Here is a 26889-nt window from a genome sequence, read left to right as displayed (position 1 = left end):
TGTTCATTCGGAGTCTTCCGTGAGGTGGCGCAGGTAGGCTCGGCCCTCGTCTGTCAGGATGTACCGCTGTGCTTTGCTGCGGGGCTTGTCCGGTACCGTCATTGCGAGCAGCCCTCGGTTCACCAGTGGAACCACATGACGCGTGTAGTTCTGTGACAGGGGCTTCAGACCAGCGGCTTCCAGGAGAATGTTTCGGTGAACCGGCCCCTGAGCGGCCGCCCACATCATAACCACATCATACCTACCATCATTGCTATGCGTGTAGGTATGTTCTGGGTGGTTATGATCCTCTGACCTCTGCTCCTCGCTCTCCGGTGCTCGACTACCGTGCGCATCGGCATGCTGCGGGTCGTGGCTGGGCACGTAGATCGTCACCCGTACTCGGTCCTGCACCTCTTCGATGACGGGTTCGGGTAGACCGGCTTCGGCCACTTGCTCAAAAACGCGCTGGACGCCGGTGCCCCACTGCTCCATGATCCCGGCCTCACGGAAGATGCGCGCGAGGGCGGGGTTGCGCAGGCGAGATACGCGTCGCATCGTGTCGATGGTCATGCCCGGCAGCAGCAACCCTGGGCTATCCACCTGAATGCGATCGTCGTAGAAACCGATTCTGATGGGCGTGCCGCGTTCGGCGTAGGAGGCGTGCACGAGGGCGTTGACGATCACTTCGCGGATAGGCTCAATGGGGATCGAGTAGATATCTCGGCGCCGCACCTGGCCGAACACCGCGGTCTTGTAAGCGTGCTTGAGCAAGAACTCCACGGCACGGTCGACTGCGAGCGGCATGGGGCCGTGAATCTCGGTCTGGTCGAAGATGTCGGTGCCGTGCGGCCCGCGCAAGCGGCCGCACTGGACCCAGGCGGAGGGGAGAAAGCGTGTGGGATCGGGGCAGGATGCGAGAATGCCCGCATTGGTGGGGACGATCTGGTCTCCCTGCTTGACGGCGAGGCCACGTGCCAGCAGGTCGGCTACGGATGTGCTGCGTCCGCGCAGCTTGGAAAGGACCTCGAGATCCAGGTCTTCTAATGCGGCGCGTGGCTCGCGCAGGTCTTCGAAGGCGATGCCGCGGGCATTGCGCTCGAGCTCGGCGACGAGTGCCGAGTCCGCCTGCCGTGTGGTCGAACCGAGCCGCACGTAGACACCGGCTTCCGGTCCCAGACGGGTGATGTGGTGAGGGCGACGAGTGCTGAGCGGCACGTCGACAATGAGGACCGTCTTGTCTCTCAACGTCACTAGGTCGATAGCAGGCACCAGCTGGGGCGAAATTCGGTCGTCGATGAGGCTGGCGATGCGTTCCTCCTCAGCAAGCGGGTCATCGACGCCGACGACCGTGCCGTCGTCTGTGACCCCGATGACGAGCCGCCCACCCGCCGAGTTCGCAAAGGCAACAAGCGTCCGCAGTGGACCATCGGGCGACGACAGATCGCGTTTGAACTCGAGGGTCTTACTCTCGTGGTCTGCAAGGCGCCCATCTGCTCCGAGCGTAAAATATTCTCTCATGCCGGAACTTCTTCTGCCGTCGAAAACGAAGTGCCCAGCAATACCTCCGGATCATGTCCGAGTGCTTGGCACATTGAAGTGAAATGCTCACTGTCCACATGGTCCATAAAAGTGAACAGTGCATGCAGAAAAGGCACTGACTCACTCGGTTCAAGCGGCTTCGTCGGGTCTGCCTCCTCTAGGTGCGAGTTTGCGTGAGCGTACCGCACAACCATCGTGCGCACCGAGTCATCCAGTCCTGGATGTGCATCTAGGGCGGCACGTACGGAGTTGTGCAGTTTTCCCATGTTTGCGGGTGTGCGGAAACTCAAAAAGCCTTCCAACAGCTTACGGGCCGTGTTGGGCACCAGGGCGGCTGCTTCCATCTGGGCGATCAAGTCGAAGTCTTTGTCATATTCTTTAAGGCAGGTTGCGACCTGGTCGAAGAAAAAGTGATACTGAGAACGCAGTCTTTTCCGTCGATCATCGTCCAGCTTCCAAACCTCGAGTTTCGGTTTACGACAACCGTGGCCGTCTACGTGAGCGCAAACCCGATAAGCCTTGTACCCTCCCTCACGTCGGCTCTTTGGCACGGCTTCCATCTGGATAAGCCATTGGCGGAAGAACTCGAAGTTGTGGGTCAAAAGAAAAACCTGACTGGCATAGGTATTGACAACTAGCTCCGACCAGATGTGAGCAGAGGCACCGAAAAGAATGCCGTGGTCGAGGCTGGAGACCGGGTCGTCGATGACGACGATCGGAGGATCCCCCGCAATCTTATTTTCCCTGACACTTGAGAGGAAGTACAGTAGCGCAATGGCAGTCTGCTCCCCCTCGCTGAGGTGGGTGGCCGGCGCGCCAGCCCGTTTGATAACGTAGTGTTTGGAATCTTGGGTGCTAAATGTCAGCTCATTGCGGCCCAAGAGGCCGCACAGTCCATTGGTGAGCTCGTTGGCTCCCGGTGCAGGGTCACCATCTACACTCTCCAGTATAGCGATCTCCCGATCGAGATCCTCGAGATCAGTCTTTTGGCTGTTTTGTTCTTCCTTAAGTGCCTCAAGGTCTTTCTTGAGGTTCACGTACTCATCGAGGAAATTCGCAATATGGAAGTATTCGACGCGTTGAGCAGCCTTCGCCGCCTCCGTGTCGTGGAGATTAATCTTTTCCTGATGTTTGTCAACGACCGACTTGATGCTGTCAATGGCAGGAGCTGTGAGCGTGAGATTAGAACTGAGTTTCGGAGTGCTGAAAGGATTCTCTCTCTTTTCCTTCAACGCCAACACAATGCTTTGAATTGTCGCGGCGTAGGTATTATGTTCGGATTCGTAGATGGTGTGGGAGTTCTGTAGCTCCTCCTGCAAGTCTTCATATACGTCAGATCGGCCAGGAAAAGAGTCCAGGTAGCTTCTTGATGTTGCTTCCGATCTTCTCAGGCGGTTTATGAAACTGTCGATATCGGCCTGGATCTTCTTGAAAGACTCGTCAAAGTGCGCATTAAGAGCTTTGAGTCGGTCGGCGGGTAGTTCCTGTCCGCAGAACAAGCACTCCTCGAGGTCCTGGTGAAGAGAGATACCTTCCTGCACCCACATGGATCGGCCAGGGTGTCCCACCAGTTCACTGATTGGTGTGTTACCCAGCACACTTGTCGCCAGTAACTGGCGCACTTCGTTGAGTGCATCCTGCTCCATTAAAATACCTCGTGGCGGAAGGTTAACGGAATTCATCGCCTGCCCCGTCGCACGTTCGCGATCAGCAGCGAGGTCTGTTGAGGCGTCGGTCAACGACGACGGATTGTTCTCCAGTAATTCTCGAACCTGTCGTTTCGAGTAAATATTTGTTGCTCTGTATCGGGAAATCGGTGAGCTTCTGAGATCGTCAACAATCTGCTTTGCCACCGCGGTCATTCGCTTCCCAATAGCATTCTCGGATGATGTGACCCGCTTCTCGAGTGCATGAATGCTATTTTTCACCTCGTCCCGTTGGGGGTGTAAAATTCTCAGTTGCTCCTCGGCGTCCGCAAGGCGCTCGCCTATGGTGAGCAGCGCTGCGGGTTGTGGCCCGTTCGCTTCCTCGAACCGAAGATTTTTGCGAACAAAATCCTTATTGAATACTCGTACTCGACCCCAAAATTCGCGATCGTCCAAGTCGATCGGGAAAGAAGAAAGCCCTGCGCCCTGGGTTGCAAGTAGCTGCAAACCGGAACTGGCTTCGTCATTGTTGCCGTCACGAGACTCGGATTCGGAACATGCGTTCGCAGCACAGCCTGCCAGAAGGTTAGCAAGGGTGCTTTTGCCGCTACCGTTCTGGCCGTAGATGAGATTAACTCTGGCAAACTCGACGCCACCGTCTGGCTTCCAGTTCTGAAAGATGCGGTAGTTGTCGACCTTGTTGATTTTGTGGATCAGGGCTTTGGTCATTTGACGCCATCCTCAGAGGTGAGCTGGTGGGTTGGCCAGGTCCAGGTTTGCACGTCGCGTCGTTTCTTCTCGATGGCGGGGATCTTCTGGAGCACTTGACCGAAGCGGAGGTAGTTGACCAAGACACCGTCATCAAGATCGATAGGCAGACGACGAGATGCGAGGGGGAACAGGATATCCCTCTCATAGTCCTCGCACTCGGTCAGTGCCTTGCGGTAGGTGTCGGCGCGCTTCTGATCGGCGACCGTCTTGGACCGCTCCAGGTGGCCGACCTCACTACGTAGCTTTGCCTGGAACTCCCTCAGGTAGTCACCGAGCACCGTGTTCAGCGTGTCCGGCGTATAACGGTGCAGGTAGATCAGAGCCTGGAAGGAGGCCTTACTGTCGGGTCGGGAGGAGACCATCCAGTAGATCGGCCGGTTGGAGTAACGACGACAATGGTCTTTATAGAAGTCTTTCACAAAGTAGTTTCGCAGAGACTTGCCCAACGAGTCTTCAATCAGACGCAGGTTTGCCTCAAGGTGCTCCTTGCCGAAGACGGCTGCGAGGAAGGATCGGAACCGAGTGACAATGTCGTCCGTGAACCACTCGCCGGATGTGATAGGGATGACGCCATCCTCGTCTGGACTGAAGGTCGGTTGGGGGACGACATTCAGGAAGTCCTGAATGCTGCTGCCCTGATCGGCGAGGATGAGGCCGGGCGTATCGAGGCTATAGCGGCCGAACAGGCAGCCGACACCGTAGGAGATCAGGTCACGCACCGCATCCGCCACGAAGAGGCGGCGATACTCCTCGTCTGTGCGAGCCGCGCCCTTGCTGGGCGCATAGCGGAAGTAGGGGTTGGACGTCAGTGAAACTCGACTGAGTGGGACCTCAATGGGAACCTCATTTTGAAGACCGTAAACCTCAGCCCAAGAGCGATTATTCTCAGTCTCCAACTCCTGAGCGTCACGAGCTGCGCGGATGGAGTCCTGCCACCAGCGCTCTAGAGAGTCGTGTAACGACTCCGCTGGAAGGGAGCGCCGAATGAGTGGTGAGGTTTGAAAGTTCCACGAGGTCTCGTAAGTATTCCAGTCGTTACGAGAGAGGTAGACTAAATTGTCTGCTAGAGTGACTGCATTGCCGTTAAGGTTGTCTGCTACCGGAAGGCTGGCGATCTGCCCGACTTCGAAATTCAGGGTAGGGGCAACTGCCTTTAGCATTAGTTCGCAAATATGTGAGTTGGTGAACCCTAGTATTTCTAGTGTGCGAGATCGATTTTTAGTGAAAATGGATGTACCGGCGACGTCATATATGAACCCCGTTGGGTAATACCTGAATGCTGGCGAACCGCTACTTACTTTAGACCAAGAGGTGGCGGGCCTGAAGTAAGAGTCCATATTCTGCGGGCGTGACTTTTGCTTGCCAGCTGTGTCACGGAAGTCCTGTATCTCTGTCCCGTCGTTGCTCCAATTGACTACGTGCTCTTGGTTTCCCCACCACTTACGGTATTCTCCTCCCTTGTTGTAGGGAAACCACTTGGCGCCGCTTGTGGCGGCCGTCTCGCGGGAGTCGGCATTGAAGCAGGTACGTGAGCGGGAGACCTCGAACCACTGTCGCAGAAAGCGCGCATTGTCGGCGGTAGCCAAGCCCTGTTTAGGCGCGGCAATCTCGCCAAGCGGCTTGCCCACGGTGAAGGCTCGCGTCATAGCGGGCGACATCCAGTAGGCGAGTCGCGCTCCTGGGAGCGCAAGCAGTGTGTGAGGGCGGGCGGAGAAACACAGGTCGGAAGCGCCGGTCAGGGCGTCCCTCAGCAGGTGTTCTTTCTCGGCCTCGGAGTTGCCGGGCACTGTACGGAAGTACAGGCAGAGCTCCTCAGTACTGCGCCCGTGCTCCAGAACGAAGGCCGTCGTGGAGACAACCTCCCCGCCGATCGAGTCGAAGGCCCGCTCGCCCAGATGCAGCATGGTCACCGGCGGGATGTCACGCAGGATGTGACGGCGCAGCTTCTCAAAAGAGCCGAGGAACATCCATGCCTGCATGGTGATCATGGAGACCAGGCCATGCTCGGCGTCGGCGAGTTTCAAACACCGCTCGATGAAGGCGGCGAACAGATCGGACTTCGCCTGCGGATGGTGCTTCTTCACCCAGGAGGACAGCAGCTGCCCCATGTTGCTGCTGCCCATGTACGGCGGATTCGTCGCAACCACCGCGTAGGAACGGCTCAGGTACTCTGCCTGCGCCACTACCTGCTCAGCGCGAGAGTGCAGACCCGAGATGTCCAGGGTGTCAGACGTGATCGACGCTAGTCGCTCTTTTGCGCCGGGCAGCGCTGCGGCGTCGGGGGCGATGAGGGAGCCCAGCACATCGGCGTGAATGAAACTCTGCCAGAGGTACCGGCCTGCCTGAGTATCGGCTTCGGTGCCAGCAAGTTGGTCGAGTTCCGTTGCGTTGAACTCCACTGGCTCGATGACCTGGATGTTCGGCAGCGCAGGGTCGCGTAGGAAGCGACGCTGACGTGCCCGAGCTTTCATCATCAGTGCGAAGGCGGCCAGAGCTGCAGCGCGTGGGTCAATCTCCGTGCCGTACACGTTGTGCGTGAGGATCTGTGTGGGAATCTCCGAGGGTGCGTAGCCCTCTTCTTCATAGATGGCGTAGAGAAGATCGAAGGCATAGGTGAGCATGTGACCTGAGCCGCAGCAAGGGTCCATGACCGTCAGTTGCTCCGGTTCGGTGATCCGTAGGAAGTCGGTCTTGCTACCAGTCGGCTCAACGTAGTAGTCCATCTTCTCGATGAGACGAGAGGTCGGATGGTTCAGCATCCACAGGCGGCCGAGCGAGTTCTCCACCAGATAACGCACGATCCAGTCCGGGGTGAACAGCTGTGTCGCCGCTGGAATCTCAGCCGCGCCGGCCTTCTGATTCTTCCGGAAGCCGGCGAAGACCTCGGCCTTACGCTCAGCGATGTAGAACTGGTACAGCCAGCCAATCACCTCCACGTCCCGGCACATCTCCGCGGTCAGTGCCCTGACCGCCTGCGCGCGCACAGAGCTGTCGGCCAGCATGTCCGCGGGCATGAGCAAGGTGGTGTAGTCACCGTCGGGGGCGAACATGAACGGCATCGTCCGGTTCCAGTCGGCGCAGTATGCGCGCAGAAGCAGCCCATAGGCCTCCTCCTGCGGAGCTGGACTCGTGATCGTTCCGTTCAGTAGGCCGGTGATGCGCTCAGTCGAGCCGAAGACCTGCTGATCGAACTCGCCCCGCTTGGCGGCGGCAAGCACCGCCGGCTGGCCTACCGTCGCCCCGCCGTCCGGGGAAACCAACGCTGGGGACGTGTAGCCGTTGGCATCCATGAACCGCAGCGCAACAATCCGGTTGAACCAGACATAAGCCTGTTCCTCCACGACCCACCGTCGGCCGGCCGCGTCACCGCCGTGATGACGGATGCGCTTCTCCAAGGCCTTGATTGCACTTGGGAACTCCTCGCGTGCCGTCGATGCTGGGGAGAGTACCGCCGTGAGGCGAGCCTCAACCTCCGCCATGAGCTGGGACCGGGCTGAGGCGGCGAAGGCCTCCAAGGTCCGGGTATCAATCACAGGGACACCTGCTTTCCAGAGTCGACCGCTTGGAGGAGGATGCCCCGCAACTCATCGATGTAGGCATCAACATCGGCGGGGGTGCGCAGTATGCGCTTGCGTGGATGGGGTAACTGCCTGAGCGGAACCACTATCGGTGCTGGGGGAGTTGGTGTGCTGGCCTCAGCATTGTTCTCCGCTGTGCGGCGGTCTGCCTCCAGAGCTGCTAGCAGCTCGTCATAGCTCTCCTCGTCAAACTCACGGGCGAGCTGGCGAATCACCGGCACTGAGACAGCCTCAACCACCTGCTGCGTGGCCACGTCAATTCTGCGGTTAACCTTCGTGCGAGTGGCGTCAGTGGCATGCTCCCAGGCGGCACTGCGGCGCAGATCGTTCGCGCGCTCGCCGATGAGATCGGATGCCTCAGCGCGCTCGTCTGCCAGGATCCGGTCCGTGGCGGCGCGCAGCTCGTCGGCGGCGTCCTTCAGATGCCTCATCCGCTGCCCTCGGAAGATGTTCTGATCGGCCAGCAGCGACTCGACTCTGCTCGCCTCATCTGTCTTCAGATAGCGGAGAGTGTCCTTGCGCTCGGATAGCAGGTGCACGGCGTCGTCGTAGATCGTCCTCTGACTGCCGTTCAGGAACTGGGTGACGGGATCGATCACATCCTGCTTCGCGTCCAACAGATCGTCGGTGTGCGCGGAGAACTGGTCCAGATACCACTCGGAATCGCGCCCCATCACCTCCCGGATCAGCTTCAACGGCGCATTCAGTACGGCCAGGAAGGGGTAAATGTTGACGAAGGTGTCCTGTTGCTGTTTCAGCGTCCGATACTCATCCTCGAGCCGTGTCCTCACGTCGTCGGCCAGCTCCAAAGGATCATTCGGAAGCTGACCAGTAGCGAAGAACTCCCGGGCGAAGCTCCGCAGGCCACTGACGCGGGCAGCGTCGAAGCTGCGCTGCGGGGCCACCGCGATTGCCTCGTGCTTCTTCTTCCCGACAGGCAGTACGGCGGGAAGCTCCGTGCGCTTCACAGTGCTCCCATCGAGCGTCATGGACACCCGTGAGGTAGCGGCCAAGCGTGCGAGGGCACACAGGATACTCGGCAAGGTCCACCCATAGGGCTTGCCCTCGAAGTAGGAGACGACCTGCTTGACGGTGGTCCTCACACCCAGCGCGCGCTGGGAGGACAGCCAGGTGTGGATCTCCTCGGCCAGAGGCTGAAGCGTGTCCGTGCTCCGGTCCAGCAGAGCCGGATCATCGCTTGCCACCCGGGCGATGTCCGACTCTGTGTACTGGATGGAACCGAGCAACGACAGATACGGGTAGGTGCGCGTGATCAGCTGTTCCATACCCTCCTGCACGCGCTGCACCGGATCCGAGGCGGACACGGCTATCGACGCCCCACCGATGATCAGCTCAGCGTCGCTGATGGCCTGCTTGACGCGTGCGGTCAGCTCCTTGCGTCGTTTGCTGTTTTGCCGCTTCTTGGAATCGAGAATATGGTTCTGAGAATCGGTCAGTGACGAACCCGCACGAAGCCGGACATACTTATCCGTCTGGACGAGTAAACGCAGATCCTGATACATCCGCGCATCGTCTGCCAGCAGCACCCTGAGCTCGTCACGCCCCATGGACTGGGCCACAATGGCCTCACGAGACAAGCCCAGAGCGGAGGAGATATAACGCACCGCAAGCGGTTGCGGTCGGCTGTAGGGGATCTCATCCAGCAGCAGCTGGTATTTGAAGTCCCCGCCAGTCACTGAATGGCGTAACGACGTACCTCGGACCACGTCCTGATTGATGACGGAGGCCAAGACCTTGGAGATATCCGTGGAGTCGACGTCGGTGCTCTTGATCTCGTTCTCGATGTCCTGTTCCTCATTGGTCAGGTACTCGTAGACCGAGCCATTGCGCTGGACGTAGGTCTGTTGCTCGAGGAGGTCGAGTGCCTGGGAAACCTGGCGGTTCAACTCGGTGAGGTCCTGGCCGAAACGGTTGTACAGGAGCACGGTCAGGTTGCGTGGGGTGGCGGAGAAGTCACCCACATACTTCACCAGGAACAGTGCCTTGAGTAGTCGGACCGCCACGTCGCGCACCGGCCCCTCCGGAAGCTGCGCCTCTGCCGTCGCAATATTGCGAGTAGCGGCTGACTTTACCGCCTGCCGGATGCCGGTGAACATGGCGTCAAAGGACACGACTGCGCCGACCGTGGACTCCTTCAAGTGTGTGGCGACGTCCTGCACCACCCCCAGCATCGAGCGCTCACCCACCGAGGCGTGCCGGCCCTCGAACACGTTGTGCTCAGACAGCCCCACCAAGGCCGCCTGAAAGAAGGGGAACTGGTAGGGCACGAACGGGTAGACCTGCGTGAACCTGTCCCGAGTGTCGTAGTTGCGGTACGTCTTGGAGCCATCGACGAAATCGAACAGGGCGCGGAAACTCGTGTGGAACTCGTCGTACAGCGGATCGAGAGCGGCCTCGGCGTCGGCGTTCTTACTGAGCAGACGCTTCTTGACCACCTCCTCCACGTCGTGGCTCGTCAGCTTCATGCGTGTGGCGAAGCGGGCCTGGATCTTGGAGAAGTCGTTGCCCTGGGTCCTAGTCCGATCCCCGATGACGCTATCCATGTCCTCCTGGCTGGTGACACACACCCATGCGCGCCCGTTGCAGCGCGTGCTCAGCGTCTCCACGATCGTCTGCAGGTTCAGCATGAGCTTGGTGTTGGAGCCGATGAACTGGCCGACCTCGTCCACCATGAACAACAGGCGATGCCCCTCGGGCTGAGCCTCCAACCACTGGGCGACCTCATCGGCGAAGTCCTCAATGGATAGGGAGTACTGCTCCTCATAGCGGGACAGGATGCTCTCGGAAGCCGGCTCGCCGGTCACCTGTGAGAACGCTCTTGTGACGTTGTGCTCCTGGAGAATCCCTTCTTCTCGGCCCTGTTCCCACGGGACGCCGGCGAGTTGGGAGAAGACTTGCTGGAAGTCCTCGAGCAGACCGCGCCGATCCAGATCTCGCTCGAAGCGGGCCACCGACGGTTCGCCCGCGTAGTAGCCCCGCGCCTCGTTGAACACCTTCACGAACACCTGCAGGAGGGCGTCGGTCTGGTTCTTGTCGATCAGGGGCGCCTTCTGATCGATGTTGAACAGCAGGGAGGTGGCCGGGATGTGCTCTACCTGAGTGAGCTTGCCCTGCAGGAAGGCATCCTTCTCTGCCTCGGCCTTCTTCTTGAAGGCGTCCGTTGCGTCCTTCCTGGCGCTGAGCCGTCCGGGCACATCACCCAGCAGGAAGGCGAGCATCTTGAGCAGGTGCGACTTACCGGAACCGAAGAAACCGGAGATCCACACACCGTTGCCGCCGTTGTATACGGGATCAGTGTAGGTCTCCAACAGCTCTGACAGGGCCGCCGCTGTCTCGCCGGTGAGGACGTACTCATCAATCTCGGTGGCGAGATGCTTGGCGTCGTCGGCCTTGATGACTCCTTCGATGGCGCGGGAGACGTCCTTGGCGAAGAGATCACCAATCATCATCTGGCTCATGCGGGCTCCTGTTCCAGAATGTTCTTGGCACGGTAGTACTGGTCATCCGTCAAGAGGTTGAACAGCACCAGAGATGACCCCAATGACGCCGTCTGCGAGTATTCGCCTGGAAAAAGCATGAGCACAGGGAAGTCAGGGACGGCGACTTGCAGGTTGTTCAGAACGTTGTGTGAGCGGATAAAGGGGAACACTCGCCCGATTCCGGTCAGCACGAGCAGGTCGACGCCAGCCTCGGCCTCGATACGACGCTCGATAGCGGGGACGATGTGCTGCTCCGGATCAAGCATGCGCTGCAAGTCCCGGCGGAAGGCGGAGCGGCTGCGGGTGGGCTCGATCTGCTCCAGGCGTTCCAGCATGTTGCCGCCGCGCCCTTCCAGCAGCTCAACGGCCAGCTCAAAGAGATCCACCACGAGGACGCTCAGACCGCGTGTGGTACGCAGTCTGTCAACGATACGGCTGTTTGCCGCCTGTACCTCAAGCTCCTGCTCGGGCGGGTAGGGCCAGATGAAGAATGGCACCTCGTTGCCCAGCCCCTCCATGCGCAGGAACCGGTCAGACGAGAGCACAGCGAGCACATGCTGCTCAACAGAATCAATGTCATCGTTGCTCACAGGCCGCCTCCTACAGGGAAGAAACGTCGATCGCTGGGCGTGCGCGCATCCAGGAGCGCCGACACCTCCGCCGACAGCAGCGGGGAGATGATTGTGGCGTCATCGGCGAGCATGCCGCTCTGGCGCAACGCCAGAAACAGGTTGGTGCGCAGTTTGTTACGAGTTGAGGGTTTGGTCTCCTCCAACTCCGCGTGCCACAGGGCCTTAGAGTCCCAGAATCGCTCGAAGTCGGCCGGAACCAGCTGCGAGACCCCCAGCAGGAAGTGGTCGCGCACCACATCCTGAGCGAACTCCGCCACGAACGCATAATGCCGGCACATCGCTGCCCACATCAGATGCAGACGTTCCGGCCCTGGAGCGGTGACCAGATAGGTTATTTCGGTATCGCTGAGCACAGACAACCGCTGTATGAGCTCGCGGGTGAGCCTGACCGCCGTCGAGCGGGTACGTGCATGCAGCAGGTTGTCGGCATCCAACGCCTTCCGGACTGCCGCCCAGTCACACAGTTCCAGATACAGGGGAGCGGCGACCATGGCCTCCGTCGCCAGGAGACCGCCCAACGCGAAGGACAGCCGGTACGGCTCAGAGGTCGTCACTACGGCGCTGAGATCGCCGGTCACTACAACACCACCCGCTTCGCACTTCCTGATCGCGTGCTTCGCTGCCGCTGAACAATGGGGCAACCCTAGCCGATCCGGACGGAGCCATTGGAACGCACCACATCGACCGGCCTCGGTATGTCACTTCCCCTGAACGCAGTGGTGGAGATGAGTCCGGTTGCCACAACACCGACTGGTCCGCCGCGCCTTGGCCGGTAGCATGGGCCCTGAGATGACGAATACGCCCATCACACCAGCAGCCGCGACCGCGGCGACCACCTCTCCGGCCACTGTCGACTCCGCTTGCGCCGCGGGCCCCGCCGGTGCGGCCACCTCCGCCGAACCGGCGGACGTCACCCGCACCCTCACCCTTCCCGAGGACGTCGCCCCGGTGACTCTCCTGGGTGCCCGGGACGAGGTCCTGCGCGCCATCGAGAAGGGCTTCACTGACGTCGACATCCACGTGCGCGGTACAGCCGTCACCGTCTTCGGCCCCGCTGCCCGCGTCGACACGGTCGTCGTCCTGCTCTCCGAGCTCATCGACGTCGCCCGCACCGGCACGCCCTTGACCGCGGATGCCGTCGAGCGCGCTGTCGGCCTGCTGGAGACCTCCACTCGCCCCACCGAGGTCCTCACCGACGACATCCTCACCTCCCACGGCCGCACCATCCGCCCCAAGTCGCTCGGCCAGAAGGCCTACACCGACGCCATCGAGGAATCCACCATCACCTTCGGCATCGGCCCCGCCGGCACCGGCAAGACCTACCTGGCCATGGCCAAGGCCGTCGACGCCCTGGCCCGCAAGCGCGTCTCGCGCATCATCCTCACCCGCCCCGCCGTCGAGGCCGGCGAGAACCTCGGCTTCCTGCCCGGCAGCCTCACCGACAAGATCGACCCCTACCTGCGCCCCCTCTACGACGCCCTCCACGACATGCTCGAGCCCGAGGCCCTGCCCCGCCTCATGGCTGCCGGCACCATTGAGGTCGCGCCCCTGGCCTACATGCGCGGACGCACCCTCAACGACGCCTTCGTCATCCTCGACGAGGCCCAGAACACCAGCCCCGAGCAGATGAAGATGTTCCTCACCCGCCTCGGCTTCGGCTCACGCATGGTCGTCACCGGAGACATCTCCCAGGTCGACCTGCCCGGCGGACGCGAGTCCGGCCTCATCGTCGTACGCAAGATCCTTGCCGGCGTCGACGGCATCAGCTTCTGCGAGCTCGGGTCGGCCGACGTCGTCCGTCACCGGCTCGTGGGCCGCATCATCGAGGCCTACGCCCGCCACGACGCCGAGGTCGCCGCCCAGGACGCCGCCGCCCGACCCACCGGACCGCCTGGCCACAGCGGCCGCAACAGCCAGTACCGTCGGGGGAGCAGCAACCGCCCCGCCCGGCCTTACTCGGAGAGGAACCCGCATGGCCACTGAGGTCATCAACGAGACCACCACCGTCATCGACGCCGCCGAGTTCGCGGCCCTCGCCGACCACGTCCTGACCGCCATGCACGTCAGCCCCGCCGCCGAGCTCAACATCATGTTCATCGACCCCGAGCCCATGGAAGAGCTCCACGTGCGCTGGCTCGACCTGCCTGGCCCCACCGACGTCATGAGCTTCCCCATGGACGAGCTGCGCCCCGGCTCAGCCGACTCACCCACCCCCGCCGGCACCCTGGGCGACATCGTCCTGTGCCCGCAGGTCGCCGCCAAGCAGGCTCTGGCCGCCGGCCACTCCGCGGTCGAGGAGATGCTCCTGCTCACCGTCCACGGCATCCTCCACCTCCTGGGCTACGACCACGCCGGGCCCGAGGAGAAGAAGGAGATGTTCGACCTCCAGCGCCGCCTCCTGCTGACCTTCCTGGCCGAGCGCGGCAAGTGAGGCCCGCGTGACCGGCATCCCCACCGCCGCACTCATCGCCTGCGCGGTGATCGTCCTGGCCCTGGGGGCCCTCCTGTCGGCCGGCGAGTCCGCCCTGCTGCGCTTCACCCGCGCCGCCGCCGACGACCTCATCGAGGAGGGCCGCCGCGGAGCCGCCCGGGTCCGCCACCTCGCCGAGCACCGCACCCGGGTCCTAGGCGCCCTCAGCATCGCCCGCGTCGCCGTCGACATGCTCGCCGCCGTCCTCATCACCCTGGCCGCCTCCGGGCTCGTGCGCGCCTGGTGGCAGGTCCTGGCCCTGGCCCTGCTGGCCAACATCATCCTGCTGGGCGTCGTCGTCGGCTTCTCCCCACGCACCTACGGCCGACGCAACCCCGCCGGCACCCTGCTCGCCCTGGGCGGCCTGCTCACCTGGGTCGACGTCTTGGCGGCCCCGCAGCGCCGCCTCGTCTCTCGCACCCGCCGCCCCGAGTCCGCCCCCACCGACGCCGAGACCCGCGAGGCTGTCAACGAGGACCTGCGCGAGATGATCGACGAGATCGGCGAGACCGACACCATCGAGGACGAGGACCGCGAGATGATGCGCTCGGTCGTTGAGCTCGGCCAGACCCTCGTGCGCGAGGTCATGGTCCCACGCACCGACATGGTCACCATCGACGCCCATAAGCCCGCCTCCGCCGCCATGCGCCTGTTCATCCGCTCCGGATACTCGCGCGTCCCCGTCATCGGGGAGGACGCCGACGACGTGCGCGGCATCCTCTACCTCAAGGACGTCCTGCGCCGCCTGGCCGCCCACCCCGAGCACGAGGGCCTCGCCGTGGCCGGATTCGTCCGAGACGCCGAGTACGTCCCCGAGATGAAGCCCGCCGACGACCTCCTGCGCGAGATGCAGACCGGCCGCTTCCACATGGCCTTGGCCGTCGACGAGTACGGCGGTATCGCAGGCCTGGTCACCATGGAGGACCTCCTGGAGGAGGTCGTCGGCGAGCTCACCGACGAGCACGACCCCGAGCTGCCCGAGGTCGTCGAAGTCGCCCCCGGCACCTACCGCGTCCCCGCCCGACTCGCCCTGGACGAGCTCGGCGAGCTCTTCGACCTCGAGATCGACGACGACGACGTCGACACTGTCGGCGGCCTGCTCACCAAGGCCATCGGCCGCGTGCCCCTGCCCGGCGCCGCCGGAGACACCCAGGGCGTCCACCTCCAGGCCGAGGAGGCCACCGGCCGCCGCCGCCAGGTCTCCACTATTCTCGCCTCGCGCACCCCCGCCCCCGAAGAGGACACCGATGACTGACACCGCCGACCGCTCCGACAACCCCGCCGAGCCCATCCAGGACGACCAGCCCCAGGCCCCCGAGGAGGCCACCGAGGAGCTCCTGGTCGAGCCCCTCGAGATGCCCGCGCCCGGCCCCGCCCCGGCCGGCTTCCGCTTCCCCACCGACGCTGAGCTCATGGACGGCCCCAACCCGCTCACCGACCCCGACGAGGACGTCGACGGCGAGGACGAGCCCGACGACGACTCCGACGATACCGACGGCTCCGATGACTCTGGCGCCATCCGGCTGGACGCAGACGGCTTCCCGATCCTGGACGAGGACGACGACGCGGGCGAGAGTGCCGACACCGACGCCACTGCCGACACTGGTGACTCGGCCCGTGTCGAGATCGTCGTCCCCGACGTCCCCGAGGACTTCCGCGCCGGCTTCGCCTGCATCGTGGGCCGCCCCAACGCCGGCAAATCCACCCTCACCAACGCCATGGTCGGCGCCAAGATCGCCATCACCTCCGGGCGCCCCCAAACCACCCGCCACAACGTGCGAGGCGTCATCCACAAGGAGAACGCGCAGATCGTCCTGGTCGACACCCCCGGCCTCCACCGCCCCCGCACCCTGCTGGGCAAGCGCCTCAACGACCTGGTGCGTGAGACCCTCACCGACGTCGACGTCGTCGTCTTCTGCATCCCCGCCAACGAGAAGATCGGCCCCGGCGACCGCTTCATCACCCGCGACCTCGCCGAGTTGCGCACCCCCGTGGTGGCCGTGGTCACCAAGGCCGACACCGTCACCCGCGAGGCCCTGGCCGCCCAGCTCCTGGCCGTCAGCGAGCTGGGGGAGTGGGCCGACATCGTCCCGGTCTCAGCCCAGCGCAACGAGCAGATCGACGTCCTCGAGGAGGTCCTCCTCAAGTACATGCCCCTGTCCCCGCCGCTGTACCCCACCGGTGAGATCACCGACGAGCCCCAGCAGGTCATGATCGCCGAGCTCGTGCGCGAGGCTGCCCTGGAGGGCGTGCGCGACGAGCTGCCCCACTCCCTGGCCGTCGTCGTCGACGAGATCGCCGACCCCGACGACGAGCGCGAGGTCGGCCGCATCAAGGGCGCCGGAGGCCGCCTCCAGGTGCGCGTGAGCCTCGTCGTCGAGCGCGACTCCCAGAAAGCCATCATCATCGGCAAGGGCGGGCGGCGCCTCAAGGAGGTGGGCGTCACCGCCCGCAAGGGCATCGAGAAGCTGCTGGGGCGCAAGGTCTATCTCGACCTGCACGTGCGCACCGCTAAGGACTGGCAGTCCGACCCCAAGGCCCTGGCCCGCCTCGGCTTCTGAACCGCTCCACGCTGTCAGCGCAGCGCTACGGACGGCATCTAGGACCAAGGCAACTTGCGACACCTGCCGACTCGGGGCTCGAATCGGTCGCGTACAAGAGGTGTTGTCACGCACACTTGGAGGGTCCGATGTCACATCGACCTGGAGGCCACACGCATGACGAACAACGCCGTTCCCAGTCAGCCCTGCACCGACGCAGGACGCCGCTGCCCCGACGACCTGTGGGCACTGGGCGAGAAAGCCGTCGCCCGAGCACGCCGGTGGGCTGACGAGTCGGCATCCGAGCCGGTACCGCGCTCGGCCAAACTCCTTTCCCGCATCCTTTCCGACCCCGAGGGCCTGACCTTCACCACCCGCTTCGTTGACGACGTCGTGCGTCCCACCGACCTCGACGTCGCCAGCAGCGCTCTCAAGCGCCTGTCGGCAGGACGAACTGACTTCCTGCCGCCCGCCCTGGCCGGAGCCATGGGCCTGGGCTCGACTGCCTCCCGTCTCGCTCCGCGCACCGTCACCGCGGTCGCCCGGAGGGTCTTCCGGGAGATTGTGGGCGACCTCGTCGTCGACGCCACCGACAAGGGACTCGGGCCTGCCCTCGCCCGCCTGCGCAAGGGCGGCAACCGTCTCAACGTCAACCTCCTGGGGGAGGCCGTCCTGGGGGAGAAGGAGGCAGCCCGCCGACTGGCCGAGGTCTCACGCCTGGTCACCCGTGAGGACGTCGACTACGTCTCGGTCAAGGTCTCCGCCGTCACCGGCCCCCACAACCCCTGGGGCTTCGAGGAGGTTGTCGCCCACGGCGTCCAGGCCCTCTTGCCCCTCTACCGCCTGGCCCGAGACCACGGCACCTTCCTCAACCTGGACATGGAGGACTACAAGGACCTCGACCTGACCATCGCGGTCTTCACCGCGATCCTTGACCAGGAGGACATGCGCGGCTACGAGGCCGGCATCGTCCTGCAGGCCTACCTGCCCGACTCTCTGGGCGCCATGCAGCGCCTCCAGGAGTGGGCCGCCAAGCGTGTCGCCTCTGGCGGCTCGCGCATCAAGGTCCGCATCGTCAAGGGCGCCAACCTGTCCATGGAGAAGGTCGACGCCGAGATCCACGGCTGGGAGCTGACCACCTGGCCCTCCAAGCAGGCCACTGACACCAACTACAAGCGCATGCTCTCCTGGGCGATGACGCCCGAGCGCACCCGCAACATCCGCCTGGGCGTGGCCGGCCAGAACCTCTTCGACATCGCCTTCGCCTTCGAGCTTCGCGCCGCCCGCGGCGTCGAGGACGACGTCGAGTTCGAGATGCTCTCCGGCATGGCCACCGGCATCCAGGAGGTCGTGCGCCGCGAGACCGGTCACCTCCTGCTGTACGTGCCCGTCGTCGACCCCCACGAGTTCGACGTCGCCATCTCCTACCTGGTGCGCCGCCTGGAGGAGAATGCGGCTCCGGAGAACTTCATGTCCGGCGTCTTCGACCTGGCCAGCAACGAGGAGATCTTCGCCCGCGAGCGCGACCGCTTCCTGGCGGCCTTGTCCGACCTCGACCCGGACGCCCCGGTGCCGGTGCCCAACCGCACCCAGAACCGGCTCGCCGAACGGGAGGTGGGTATTCCTGAGGAGACCGGGACGGTGGCCGATCGGGCCAGGAGGCCCTTCGTCTCCGAGCCCGACTCCGACCCGGCCCTGGCCGCCAACCGCCAGTGGGCCCGGGACATCGCCGCCGCCATCCCGGGCTCCACGCGGGGCGTGGCCGAGGTGGAGGCGGGCGTCGCCCGCCTGGCTACCAACGCCGATGTGGACTCGCTGGTGGCCGCGACGGCTGAGGCAGCGGGCGTCTGGCAGTCCCTGGAGCCTGAGGAGCGGGCTGCCGCCCTGCACCGTGTGGGTGACGTCCTGGCCGCCCGGCGTGCCGAGCTCATCGAGGTTGCCGGCTCCGAGGCCGGCAAGACCATCGACCAGTCCGACCCCGAGGTCAGTGAGGCCATCGACTTCTGCCACCACTACGCGGAGTCCTCGCTGCTCCTGCACGATCCGGAGTACATGGTCGGGGCCCGCTTCGCTCCGGTGGGCGTCACCGTGGTCGCCTCGCCCTGGAACTTCCCGGTGGCCATCCCCACCGGGGGAGTGGCTGCGGCCCTGGCGGCCGGCAGCGCCGTCATCCTCAAGCCAGCCCCGCCGGCTCGACGCTGCGCGGCCGAGCTCGTGCGTGCCTTCCACGACGCCGGGATCCCCGAGGACCTCGTGGTGCTCGCTCCCTTGGAGGACGGGGAGGTCTCACGCCACCTGGTGACCCACAAGGACGTTGACCGCGTGGTCCTCACCGGCTCCTATGACACGGCCCGCCTCTTCCGCTCCTGGAAGCCGGACATGCACCTGCTGGGGGAGACCAGCGGCAAGAACGCCATCATCGTCACCCCCTCGGCCGATCCCGACATCGCCGTGCGCGACGCCGTCTACTCGGCCTTCGCCCACGCCGGCCAGAAGTGCTCGGCCTCCTCCCTGCTGGTCCTGGTCTCCTCGGCCGGAAACTCCGAGCGCATCGCCCGCCAGCTCGTGGACGCCACCGCCTCCCTGCGGGTCAAGCTGCCGCTGTCGCTGGACTCCCAGATGGGGCCGGTTGTCGTGCCCGACGACGAGAAGGCCGTGCGCGGCCTGACCACTCTGGGAGCCGGTGAGCACTGGGTCCTCAAGCCCCGCTACCTCGGTGACGGCCTGTGGACCCCGGGTATCCGCGTCGGGGTCGTGCCCGGCAGCGAGTTCCACCTCACCGAGTACTTCGCGCCGGTCATTGGTGTCATGCGGGTGGACACGCTTCAGGAGGCCATCGAGGCGGTCAACGCCGTCGACTATGGGCTCACCTCCGGGCTCCAGACCCTCGATGCGGCCGAGCTGGCCGTCTGGCTCGACTCGATCCAGGCCGGCAACATCTACGTCAACCGCGGTATCACCGGGGCCATCGTGCGCCGCCAGCCTTTCGGCGGCTGGAAGCGCTCGGCCATCGGCTCGACGACGAAGGCTGGCGGCCCCTCCTACCTGCTGGGACTGGGGGACGTCGAGCCCGCAGACGGCCAGGACGCGAAGGAGCCGGTAGGCCAGGACACTGCGGCGCTGGATCCGCGCGTGGCGAGCCTGTGCAATGCCGTCAGCGGCCAGCTGGGCGAGGCCGATCTGGCCGGGCTGCGCCGTGCCCTGGTGGCCGACGCCTCCGCCTGGAGGAGCGCCTACGGCGCCAACCGCGATGTCACGGCTCTGGCCTGCGAGCGCAACGTCCTGCGCTACCGGCCCGCTGATGTCCTCGTGCGCGCCGGGGCGGGAACCGAGCTGGCCGACGTCGTGCGCGTCATGGCGGCCGGTGTGCGAGCCGGTGGGTTCGTCAGCCTGTCCGTGGCCAACCGTCTGCCCCAGCCGTTGCAGAACGCGCTGCTGGCCGCCGGCGTCCAGGTGGCGGTCGAGGACCAGGGTGCCTGGGACGCTCGCCTGGCTGAGCTCTCCGTCTCCGGTGGGCTGGGAACGCGCGTGCGCATCCTCGGCCCGCGTGAGGAGACCTCGGCCGCCCGCTGGAGCCAGGCCAGCCGGGTGACCGGCGGGAGCCCCGACATCGCCCTGTACACGGGGGCTGTGACGGCCTGCCCGCACTCCGAGCTGCTGCCTTTCCTGCGTGAGCAGGCGGTGGCCATCACCAACCACCGCTTCGGCACCCCGCTGGACCTGGCCGAGGGCCTCCTGTAGGCCGGTCGGCGCCGGAACGCAGACGCGTAGCCGAACCGAGTAACCGGGTGGTGCCCTCCCTGTCCGGGGAGGGCACCACCCGGATTCGAGCGGCCTGATGAGGCTCGTTGCTCTCTTGCCCCTGACGATGCTACCCGAGTAGCATGCAGGTATGAAGTTAAGCGTGAGCTTGTCGGAGAGTGACCTCATTCTGCTGGACCGATGCGTGGAGCGTGACGGTTTGGCGTCGAGGTCTGCTGGTATTCAGAATGCCATCCGCCTGCTCGGAAAAGCCGATCTTCAGGATGCTTACGCTGAGGCCTGGTCCTCCTGGGATGCCTCCGAGGATGCGACCGTCTGGGATAGTGCGGTCGCTGACGGGATTGATGGAGGTGGGGGTGCTACGAGGTGAAATCCGCCTTGTCGATTTTGATCCTTCTGTTGGCAGTGAGGCGAACAAGCGTCGACCTGCGCTCATAGTAAGTAATGACCATGCCAATGCGGCGGCCGCGCGCCTTGGCCGCGGTGTTGTGACGGTGGTCCCATTGACCAGCTCAACCTCGCGAGTTCTTCCCTTTCAGGTTTTCCTCCCCTCGGAGGCAACCGGCTTGCCCAAGGACTCAAAGGCTCAGGCGGAGCAAGTTCGATCGATTGCTGTGGAGAGAGTCGGCGAGGTTGTCGGATGGTTACCCAGTGGCCTGATGAAGCTGGTCAATGAGGCTCTGATCCTGCATCTCTCCTTGTGATGGAGTCTTACGTCAGGCGGGGGAACTCCTCCAGGGAGAAGACCGACTCCACGGGCACATCGAAGTAGCGGGCGATGCGCAGGGCCAGGTGCAGCGAGGGGGCGTACTCCCCGCGCTCGAGGTAGCCCACCGTCTGGTAGTGGACGCCGAGGGCCTCGGCCAGCTCGCGGCGGCTCACTCTGCGGTCGGCGCGCAGGACCGCGATCCGGTTGTGGACGACGTCGTCGGACATGGTCACAGGCCGGACTGGGAGCGAATGGTGGACTGCATGCGCGCCAGACTACCGATGGTCTCCTTGCGGAAGCTGCGCCGCACAATGAACGAGGCCCCCGCGAAGCCGAGAACTGTCCAGGTCGCCAGGACCCCGACGGCGAGCGCCGGAGAGAAGGCCCTGCCCACCTCCCACGAGGGATCGCCCACCAGCGCCCAGCGGGTCAGGTGCCCCGACCAGTACGTCGGCAACATCAGCTGAACCGCCTGTACCCAGGTCGGGAGGCGGTCCATGGGCATGAAGAAGCCGCTCGTTCCAAACAGGGCGAAGATGGGCAGGTAGGAGGCCATGAAGCTGTAGACACCGCGGACGAAGGCGCCCACGAGGAAGCCCAGCGGAGCCGTTGCAACGGCCGACAGCACCATGAGCGGCAGGCATACCAGCACCTGGGACGTGCTCAGGGGCAGCGCCTCAACGAACAGGGTTCCCCCGAGAAGAAGGGTGCCCTGGAAGACGAGGGTTTGAGTGACCGAGGACATCGTCTTACCGATCGCCCACGTCAGCGGGCCGTGGGGCAGGACGCGCACCCGTAGCAGGGCGCCGCCGATGCGGTCGACGTAGGCCTCGCTGGCGATCTGGAAGGTGATGAAGCAGCTGATCGTGCCGATGCTGCTGGCGAGGAACATGGGGCCGACAGTCGCTTGGGTGTTCCTGCTGACGATCACGAGGGCGGTCACGGAGGCCAGCAATGCGACGCTCGACCCGACAATGCCTGCTCGCAGGTCCATGGCGGCTTGGCGACGGGCCGCGCGCAGAACTGCCAGGAAGGTGTGAGTGCTCATGACTGCGGCTCCTTGCTGCTGACGAGGGAGAGATAGGTCTCCTCCAGGGTGGGGCGGGTAATGGTGAGCCCGGTGATGGCGTCAAGGTCGAGTTCCTTGACGAAGCGCTCGGGGGAATGGGTGGTGTGGACGTGGTGGGTCCCGTCCTGGACCCAGGTGATCTCAGCGCCGCGATCAAGGCGCTCGCGCAGCGCCGTGACCGTGCCGTCGGCGAGGATCCGTCCCTCGTTCATGATGAGCACCCGAGAGGCCAGGTGCTCGGCCTCGGCCAGGTCGTGGGTGGTCATGACGATGGTGGCGTCGTCGTCGACCCGGGCCAGGATGAGATCGTGCAGGCGCGCCTTCGAGGCCGGGTCCAGGCCCGTGGTGGGCTCGTCCAGGACGAGGAGCTCGGGCGCGGCCATGAGGGCGGCCGCGAAGTCGATGGTGCGTCGCTGCCCGCCGGAGAGCCTCGACAGCCGGGAGTCGGCCTTCTCGCTGAGGCCGACGGCGTCGAGCACCTCGTCAACGTTGCTCACCCGGCTCGCAGCCGTCAGCTGGAACGAGCGGATCCACTCCAGCTGGTCCCTCACCTTCCACTTGGCATGGTCGGTCCAGCTCTGCTGCACCAGCCCGACCCTCGCCCAGAAGTCGGCACCCGCCCGGCGTGGATCGGTGCCGAGCACGCGCACCCTGCCGCTGGTCGGGGTCAGAGAGCCCAGCAGGTTCTCCACGAGGGTCGTCTTGCCCACGCCGTTGGGGCCGAGCAGGCAGATGACCTCTCCGGCCTCCACCGACAGGTCGATGCCGCGCAGCACCGGGGTGTCCGCGTAGGAGAACTCGAGGTTCTCCGTGGTGATGACTGGAACCATCGCACAAAACCTCCTGAGTAGAACCACAACTATATGTAGTAGGTATACTACATCATGGTGTTGGTGTGCGTCAGGACGAGAGGCATGACTCGCGGGGGACCCCTACGTCATCTGTCTCACTCTGCGATCCCATGCGACCCCCTTACCTGACGATGGGTCCTCATCGGGGTAGGGTCTACGCCGTGCGAGCGACCCTGCGGCCTCACGCCTGCTACCGGGCGAGCCTCCTGCTTAGTCGCCGCGGCGGGGCCTGACAGGCCGGCACCCCGACCGCGGCTGACTCGTCCTGCTCGGCCACGTCCTTGATCGTGCCCCCGGATTCCCTCAGAGCTCCTCAGCCTCTGCCGGAATCGCCGTCGGAACCACGAAGCATCTGATCCCAGGAGAAACCCGATGCGCAACGCCCGCCCCGCCCCCCAGCAGCCCTCAGGTATGCCGTTTGCCAAGTACCGGCCCTTCCTCGACGTCGTCTCCATCGACCTGCCCGACCGCACCTGGCCGGATAAGCGCATCACCACCGCCCCCCGTTGGCTGAGCACCGACCTGCGCGACGGTAACCAGTCCCTCATCGAGCCCATGGGCCCCCAGGCCAAGCGCGCCATCTTCGATTTGCTCGTGACCATGGGCTTCAAGGAGATCGAGATCGGCTTCCCGGCCGCCTCCCAGACCGACTACGACTTCGTGCGCTCCCTGGTGGACGATGGCGCGATCCCCGAGGACGTCACCATCTCGGTGCTCACCCAGTCACGCGGTGAGCTCATCGACCGCACCCTGGACGCCTGCATCGGCATCCCGCGGGCCACCGTCCACCTCTACAACGCCCTGTCGCCCCTGTTCCGCAACGTCGTCTTCCGCATGGACCGTGACCAGATCCGCGAGCTCGCCGTCGACGGCACCCGCCAGATCATGGCCCGCGCCGAGAAGGTCCTCGACGAGGACACGATCTTCGGCTTCGAGTACTCTCCGGAGATCTTCGTGGACACCGAGCTCGACTACAGCCTGGAGGTCTGCCAGGCAGTCATGGACGTGTGGGAGCCCGAGGGAGACCGCGAGATCATCCTCAACCTGCCCGCCACCGTCGAGCGCGCCACCCCCAACGTCTACGCCGACCAGATCGAGTGGATGAGCCGCCACCTGCCTCGGCGCGAGTCCGTGTGCCTGTCCCTGCACAACCACAACGATCGCGGCTCGGGCGTGGCAGCCGCCGAGTTCGGCCTCATGGCCGGTGCCGACCGTGTTGAGGGCTGCCTGTTCGGCCACGGCGAGCGCACCGGCAACGTGGACCTGGTGACCCTGGCCCTCAACCTCTTCAGCCAGGGCGTCGACCCCATGCTCGACCTGTCCGACATCGACGAGGTCCGCCGCACCGTCGAGCGGGCCACCGGCATGGACGTGCCCCCGCGCACCCCTTACGCCGGCGAGCTCGTCTACACCTCTTTCTCCGGCTCCCACCAGGACGCCATCAAGAAGGGCTTCGCCGCGCGCAGCACTCAGGTCAACGCCAAGAAGGCCGAGGGGCTCACCGACGCCGAGGCGGAGATCGCCGTCTCCTGGGCCATGCCCTACCTGCCCATCGACCCCCACGACGTGGGCCGCTCCTACGAGGCCGTCGTGCGCGTCAACTCCCAGTCCGGCAAGGGCGGGGTCGCCTACCTGCTGGGCACCACTCGCAAGCTCGAGCTGCCGCGCCGCCTCCAGATCGAGTTCTCCCGCATCGTCCAGCGCCACACCGACACCTACGGCGGCGAGGTCGACGGCGCCCGCCTGTGGTCGATCTTCGCCGACGAGTACCTGCCCGCCGCGGCCGCCCCCGAGGCCGATCTCAGCCGCTGGGGCCGCTTCGAGCTGCGCGGCGCCACCCTGACCTCCGCCGGTGACGACGAGGACTCCACCCTTACCGTCACCCTGGTCGACGGCGGAGCGGAGAAGCACCTGACCGCCGCCGGCAACGGCCCCCTGGACGCCTTCGTCACTGCCCTGGAGAGCACAGGCCTGAGCGTGCGGATCCTCGACTACGTCGAGCACGCCCTGAGTGAGGGACGCGACGCGAAGGCCGCCAGCTACGTCGAGTGCGAGGTTGACGGCCAGGTCCTGTGGGGCGTGGGCATCGACCCCTCCATCACCACCTCTTCCTTCAAGGCCGTCATCTCCGCCCTCAATCGCGCCCTGCGCTGAGGGGCGTGAGAGACTGCGCCCGTGACGAGCAGGCTGTACCGGGATGAGGCGATCATCCTGCGCACCTACAAGCTGGGCGAGGCCGACCGCATCATCGTGATGCTCACCCGCCACCACGGCCAGGTGCGCGCCGTGGCCAAGGGGGTGCGCCGCACCACCTCCCGCTTCGGTGCCCGCCTGGAGCCCTTCTCCATGACCGACGTCCAGCTCCACGCCGGACGCAGCCTCGACGTCGTCACCCAGGCTGAGATCATCGACCCCTTCGGGCGGGCCGTGAGCGCCGACTACGCCATGTTCACCTGCGCCTCGACCATGGTGGAGACCGCCGAGCGACTCAGCGCCGACGACGGTGACCTGGGCACCGAGGCCAGCCCCCAGCAGTACCTGCTGCTGGCCGGGGCCCTGGCCGCCATGTCCCACCGGCGCCACGCCCCCGGACTCATCCTGGACTCCTACCTGCTGCGGGCCCTGGCCCTGGGGGGCTGGGCGCCCTCGTGCTACGACTGCGCCCGGTGTGGCGCCCCCGGACCGCACCGGGCCTTCCACGTGCAGGCCGGTGGCGCGGTGTGCGAGTCCTGCCGCTCGGCCGGCGCCGTCGAGGTCGAGCCGGCCACGATGGCGCTCCTGGGCGCCCTGCTCTCCGGCGACTGGGCCGTGGCCGACGCCTCCGGCCAGCGCGAGCGGTCCCAGGCCTCCGGACTCGTCTCGGCCTACACGACCTGGTACCTGGAGCGGCGCCTGCGCTCCCTCGCACTGGTGGAAAGGGCATAACCATGACAGACGTCGCCAGAGACATGACGGTCGAGGCCGCCCCACCCCTGCACCGACCCGGCCTGACCCCACCCGTGCTGCCGGTCGCATCCCTGCCCCAGCACGTCGCCGTCGTCATGGACGGCAACGGGCGCTGGGCCAACGCCCGTGGCCTGCCCCGCACCGAGGGCCACCGGGTGGGGGAGGCCAATATGCTCGACGTCGCCGCTGGCGCCATCGAGATCGGAGTGAAAGAGCTGAGCGTCTACGCCTTCTCCACCGAGAACTGGCGGCGCTCACCCGGCGAGGTCCGCTTCATCATGGGTTTCGCCCGCAAGGTCCTGCGCGTCCAGCGTGATGTCCTCAACTCCTGGAACGTCAGGCTGCGCTGGGTCGGACGCACCCCGCGCCTGTGGAAGTCCGTTCTGCGTGAGCTGCGTGAGGCCGAGCGCGTCACCGCCGACAACACGGGTCTGGTCCTCAACCTGTGCATCAACTACGGCGGGCGGGCCGAGATCGCCGACGCCACCCGAGCCATCGCCGAGGACGTTGCCGCCGGCCGCCTCAAGGCCTCCTCCATCAGTGAGAAGACCATCCAGCGTTACCTCTACTCACCCACCATGCGGGACGTGGACCTGTTCATCCGCACCGGCGACGAGCAACGCACCTCCAACTTCCTCATGTGGTCCTCCTCCTACGCCGAGCTCTACTTCTCACCCCTGGCCTGGCCGGACTTTAACCGCACCGAGCTGTGGAAGGCCTGCGAGGCCTACGCCGGGCGCGAGCGCCGCTACGGCGGGGCCGTGGACAAGGTGCTGCACGAAGGGGCCACCGGCGATGAGGCCCTGGAAGGTGACAAGGCTGACGAGGAACCGCACCACGATGGTCAGTAGGCAGCTGTCCGCGACAACCCGGCTCGGGCACCGGGCCGATCAG

At 64.8% G+C, this 26889-nt stretch carries 18 protein-coding genes; 9 read left to right on the top strand and 9 right to left on the bottom strand.

Translation table 11 applies throughout. From position 1 onward, the window contains the following. Nucleotides 1-3 precede the first annotated feature (3 nt). The 6 genes from RIV14_RS01225 to RIV14_RS01200 are packed head-to-tail and all read right to left on the bottom strand — an operon-like array spanning nt 4 to nt 12226. The gene (locus tag RIV14_RS01225) at nt 4-1500 is read right to left on the bottom strand and encodes an AlbA family DNA-binding domain-containing protein (protein ID WP_075371845.1); all 1497 of its coding nucleotides are present in this window, start codon (nt 1498-1500) and stop codon (nt 4-6) included. Next, nucleotides 1497-3896 (bottom strand): AAA family ATPase, encoded by a 2400-nt coding sequence (locus RIV14_RS01220; protein ID WP_075371846.1) that lies wholly within the window; start codon nt 3894-3896, stop codon nt 1497-1499. Before RIV14_RS01220 ends, RIV14_RS01225 begins: the two co-directional genes overlap by 4 nt. After that, on the bottom strand, nt 3893-7471 hold the full coding sequence (gene pglX / locus RIV14_RS01215) for a BREX-1 system adenine-specific DNA-methyltransferase PglX (RefSeq protein ID WP_218638380.1): 3579 nt from the start codon (nt 7469-7471) through the stop codon (nt 3893-3895). Before pglX ends, RIV14_RS01220 begins: the two co-directional genes overlap by 4 nt. After that, nucleotides 7468-10995 carry a BREX system P-loop protein BrxC gene (gene brxC / locus RIV14_RS01210; protein WP_256699054.1) on the bottom strand — a complete coding sequence of 1176 codons (3528 nt, stop codon included), beginning with the start codon at nt 10993-10995 and terminating at the stop codon, nt 7468-7470. The genes pglX and brxC overlap by 4 nt, the downstream gene beginning before the upstream one ends. Beyond that, a complete protein-coding gene (locus RIV14_RS01205) occupies nt 10992-11606 on the bottom strand; it encodes a DUF1788 domain-containing protein (protein WP_075371847.1) in 615 nt (204 codons plus the stop codon). The genes brxC and RIV14_RS01205 overlap by 4 nt, the downstream gene beginning before the upstream one ends. Then, nucleotides 11603-12226: a DUF1819 family protein gene (locus tag RIV14_RS01200; RefSeq protein ID WP_256699056.1), complete on the bottom strand. Its 624-nt coding sequence runs from the start codon at nt 12224-12226 to the stop codon at nt 11603-11605. Before RIV14_RS01200 ends, RIV14_RS01205 begins: the two co-directional genes overlap by 4 nt. A 211-nt stretch (nt 12227-12437) precedes the next feature. On the opposite strand from RIV14_RS01200, the gene RIV14_RS01195 reads away from it, so the two are divergent. From RIV14_RS01195 to RIV14_RS01170, 6 genes are all read left to right on the top strand, one after another. Beyond that, complete coding sequence (locus RIV14_RS01195) at nt 12438-13631, top strand: PhoH family protein (RefSeq protein ID WP_178387829.1); 1194 nt, start codon at nt 12438-12440, stop codon at nt 13629-13631. Next, the gene (ybeY, locus tag RIV14_RS01190; protein WP_075371848.1) at nt 13621-14079 is read left to right on the top strand and encodes an rRNA maturation RNase YbeY; all 459 of its coding nucleotides are present in this window, start codon (nt 13621-13623) and stop codon (nt 14077-14079) included. Before RIV14_RS01195 ends, ybeY begins: the two co-directional genes overlap by 11 nt. A 7-nt stretch (nt 14080-14086) precedes the next feature. After that, nucleotides 14087-15373, top strand: coding sequence for a hemolysin family protein (locus RIV14_RS01185; protein ID WP_075371849.1), 1287 nt, complete (start codon nt 14087-14089; stop codon nt 15371-15373). Continuing rightward, nucleotides 15366-16679 (top strand): GTPase Era, encoded by a 1314-nt coding sequence (gene era / locus RIV14_RS01180; protein ID WP_075371850.1) that lies wholly within the window; start codon nt 15366-15368, stop codon nt 16677-16679. Before RIV14_RS01185 ends, era begins: the two co-directional genes overlap by 8 nt. Nucleotides 16680-16835: 156 nt before the next feature. Beyond that, a complete protein-coding gene (locus tag RIV14_RS01175; RefSeq protein ID WP_075371851.1) occupies nt 16836-20399 on the top strand; it encodes a proline dehydrogenase family protein in 3564 nt (1187 codons plus the stop codon). 344 nt (nt 20400-20743) lie between these two features. Next, nucleotides 20744-21124, top strand: coding sequence for a type II toxin-antitoxin system PemK/MazF family toxin (locus RIV14_RS01170; RefSeq protein WP_275531666.1), 381 nt, complete (start codon nt 20744-20746; stop codon nt 21122-21124). A gap of 7 nt (nt 21125-21131) precedes the next feature. Here the strand turns inward: RIV14_RS01170 and RIV14_RS01165 are convergent, their stop codons facing one another. The 3 genes from RIV14_RS01165 to RIV14_RS01155 are packed head-to-tail and all read right to left on the bottom strand — an operon-like array spanning nt 21132 to nt 23028. Beyond that, nucleotides 21132-21356 carry a helix-turn-helix transcriptional regulator gene (locus RIV14_RS01165; protein WP_020991564.1) on the bottom strand — a complete coding sequence of 75 codons (225 nt, stop codon included), beginning with the start codon at nt 21354-21356 and terminating at the stop codon, nt 21132-21134. 2 nt (nt 21357-21358) lie between these two features. After that, complete coding sequence (locus tag RIV14_RS01160) at nt 21359-22177, bottom strand: ABC transporter permease (protein WP_075371854.1); 819 nt, start codon at nt 22175-22177, stop codon at nt 21359-21361. Continuing rightward, nucleotides 22174-23028 carry an ABC transporter ATP-binding protein gene (locus tag RIV14_RS01155; protein WP_075371855.1) on the bottom strand — a complete coding sequence of 285 codons (855 nt, stop codon included), beginning with the start codon at nt 23026-23028 and terminating at the stop codon, nt 22174-22176. The genes RIV14_RS01160 and RIV14_RS01155 overlap by 4 nt, the downstream gene beginning before the upstream one ends. A 393-nt stretch (nt 23029-23421) precedes the next feature. On the opposite strand from RIV14_RS01155, the gene leuA reads away from it, so the two are divergent. Genes leuA through uppS form a run of 3 tightly spaced genes read left to right on the top strand, consistent with a single transcriptional unit; the run spans nt 23422 to nt 26846 of the window. Next, the gene (gene leuA, locus RIV14_RS01150) at nt 23422-25203 is read left to right on the top strand and encodes a 2-isopropylmalate synthase (protein ID WP_075371856.1); all 1782 of its coding nucleotides are present in this window, start codon (nt 23422-23424) and stop codon (nt 25201-25203) included. A gap of 21 nt (nt 25204-25224) precedes the next feature. Further along, entirely contained in the window at nt 25225-25974 is a 750-nt protein-coding gene (gene recO / locus RIV14_RS01145; RefSeq protein WP_075371857.1) for a DNA repair protein RecO, read from the top strand. 2 nt (nt 25975-25976) lie between these two features. After that, entirely contained in the window at nt 25977-26846 is an 870-nt protein-coding gene (uppS, locus tag RIV14_RS01140) for a polyprenyl diphosphate synthase (RefSeq protein ID WP_075371858.1), read from the top strand. Nucleotides 26847-26889 lie beyond the last annotated feature (43 nt).

Source organism: Actinomyces acetigenes (assembly GCF_031296635.1).
GTDB classification, from domain to species: Bacteria; Actinomycetota; Actinomycetes; order Actinomycetales; family Actinomycetaceae; genus Actinomyces; species Actinomyces acetigenes.
Note: the sequence above shows the minus strand (reverse complement) of the source record. Positions and strands in the feature narration are given on the sequence as shown.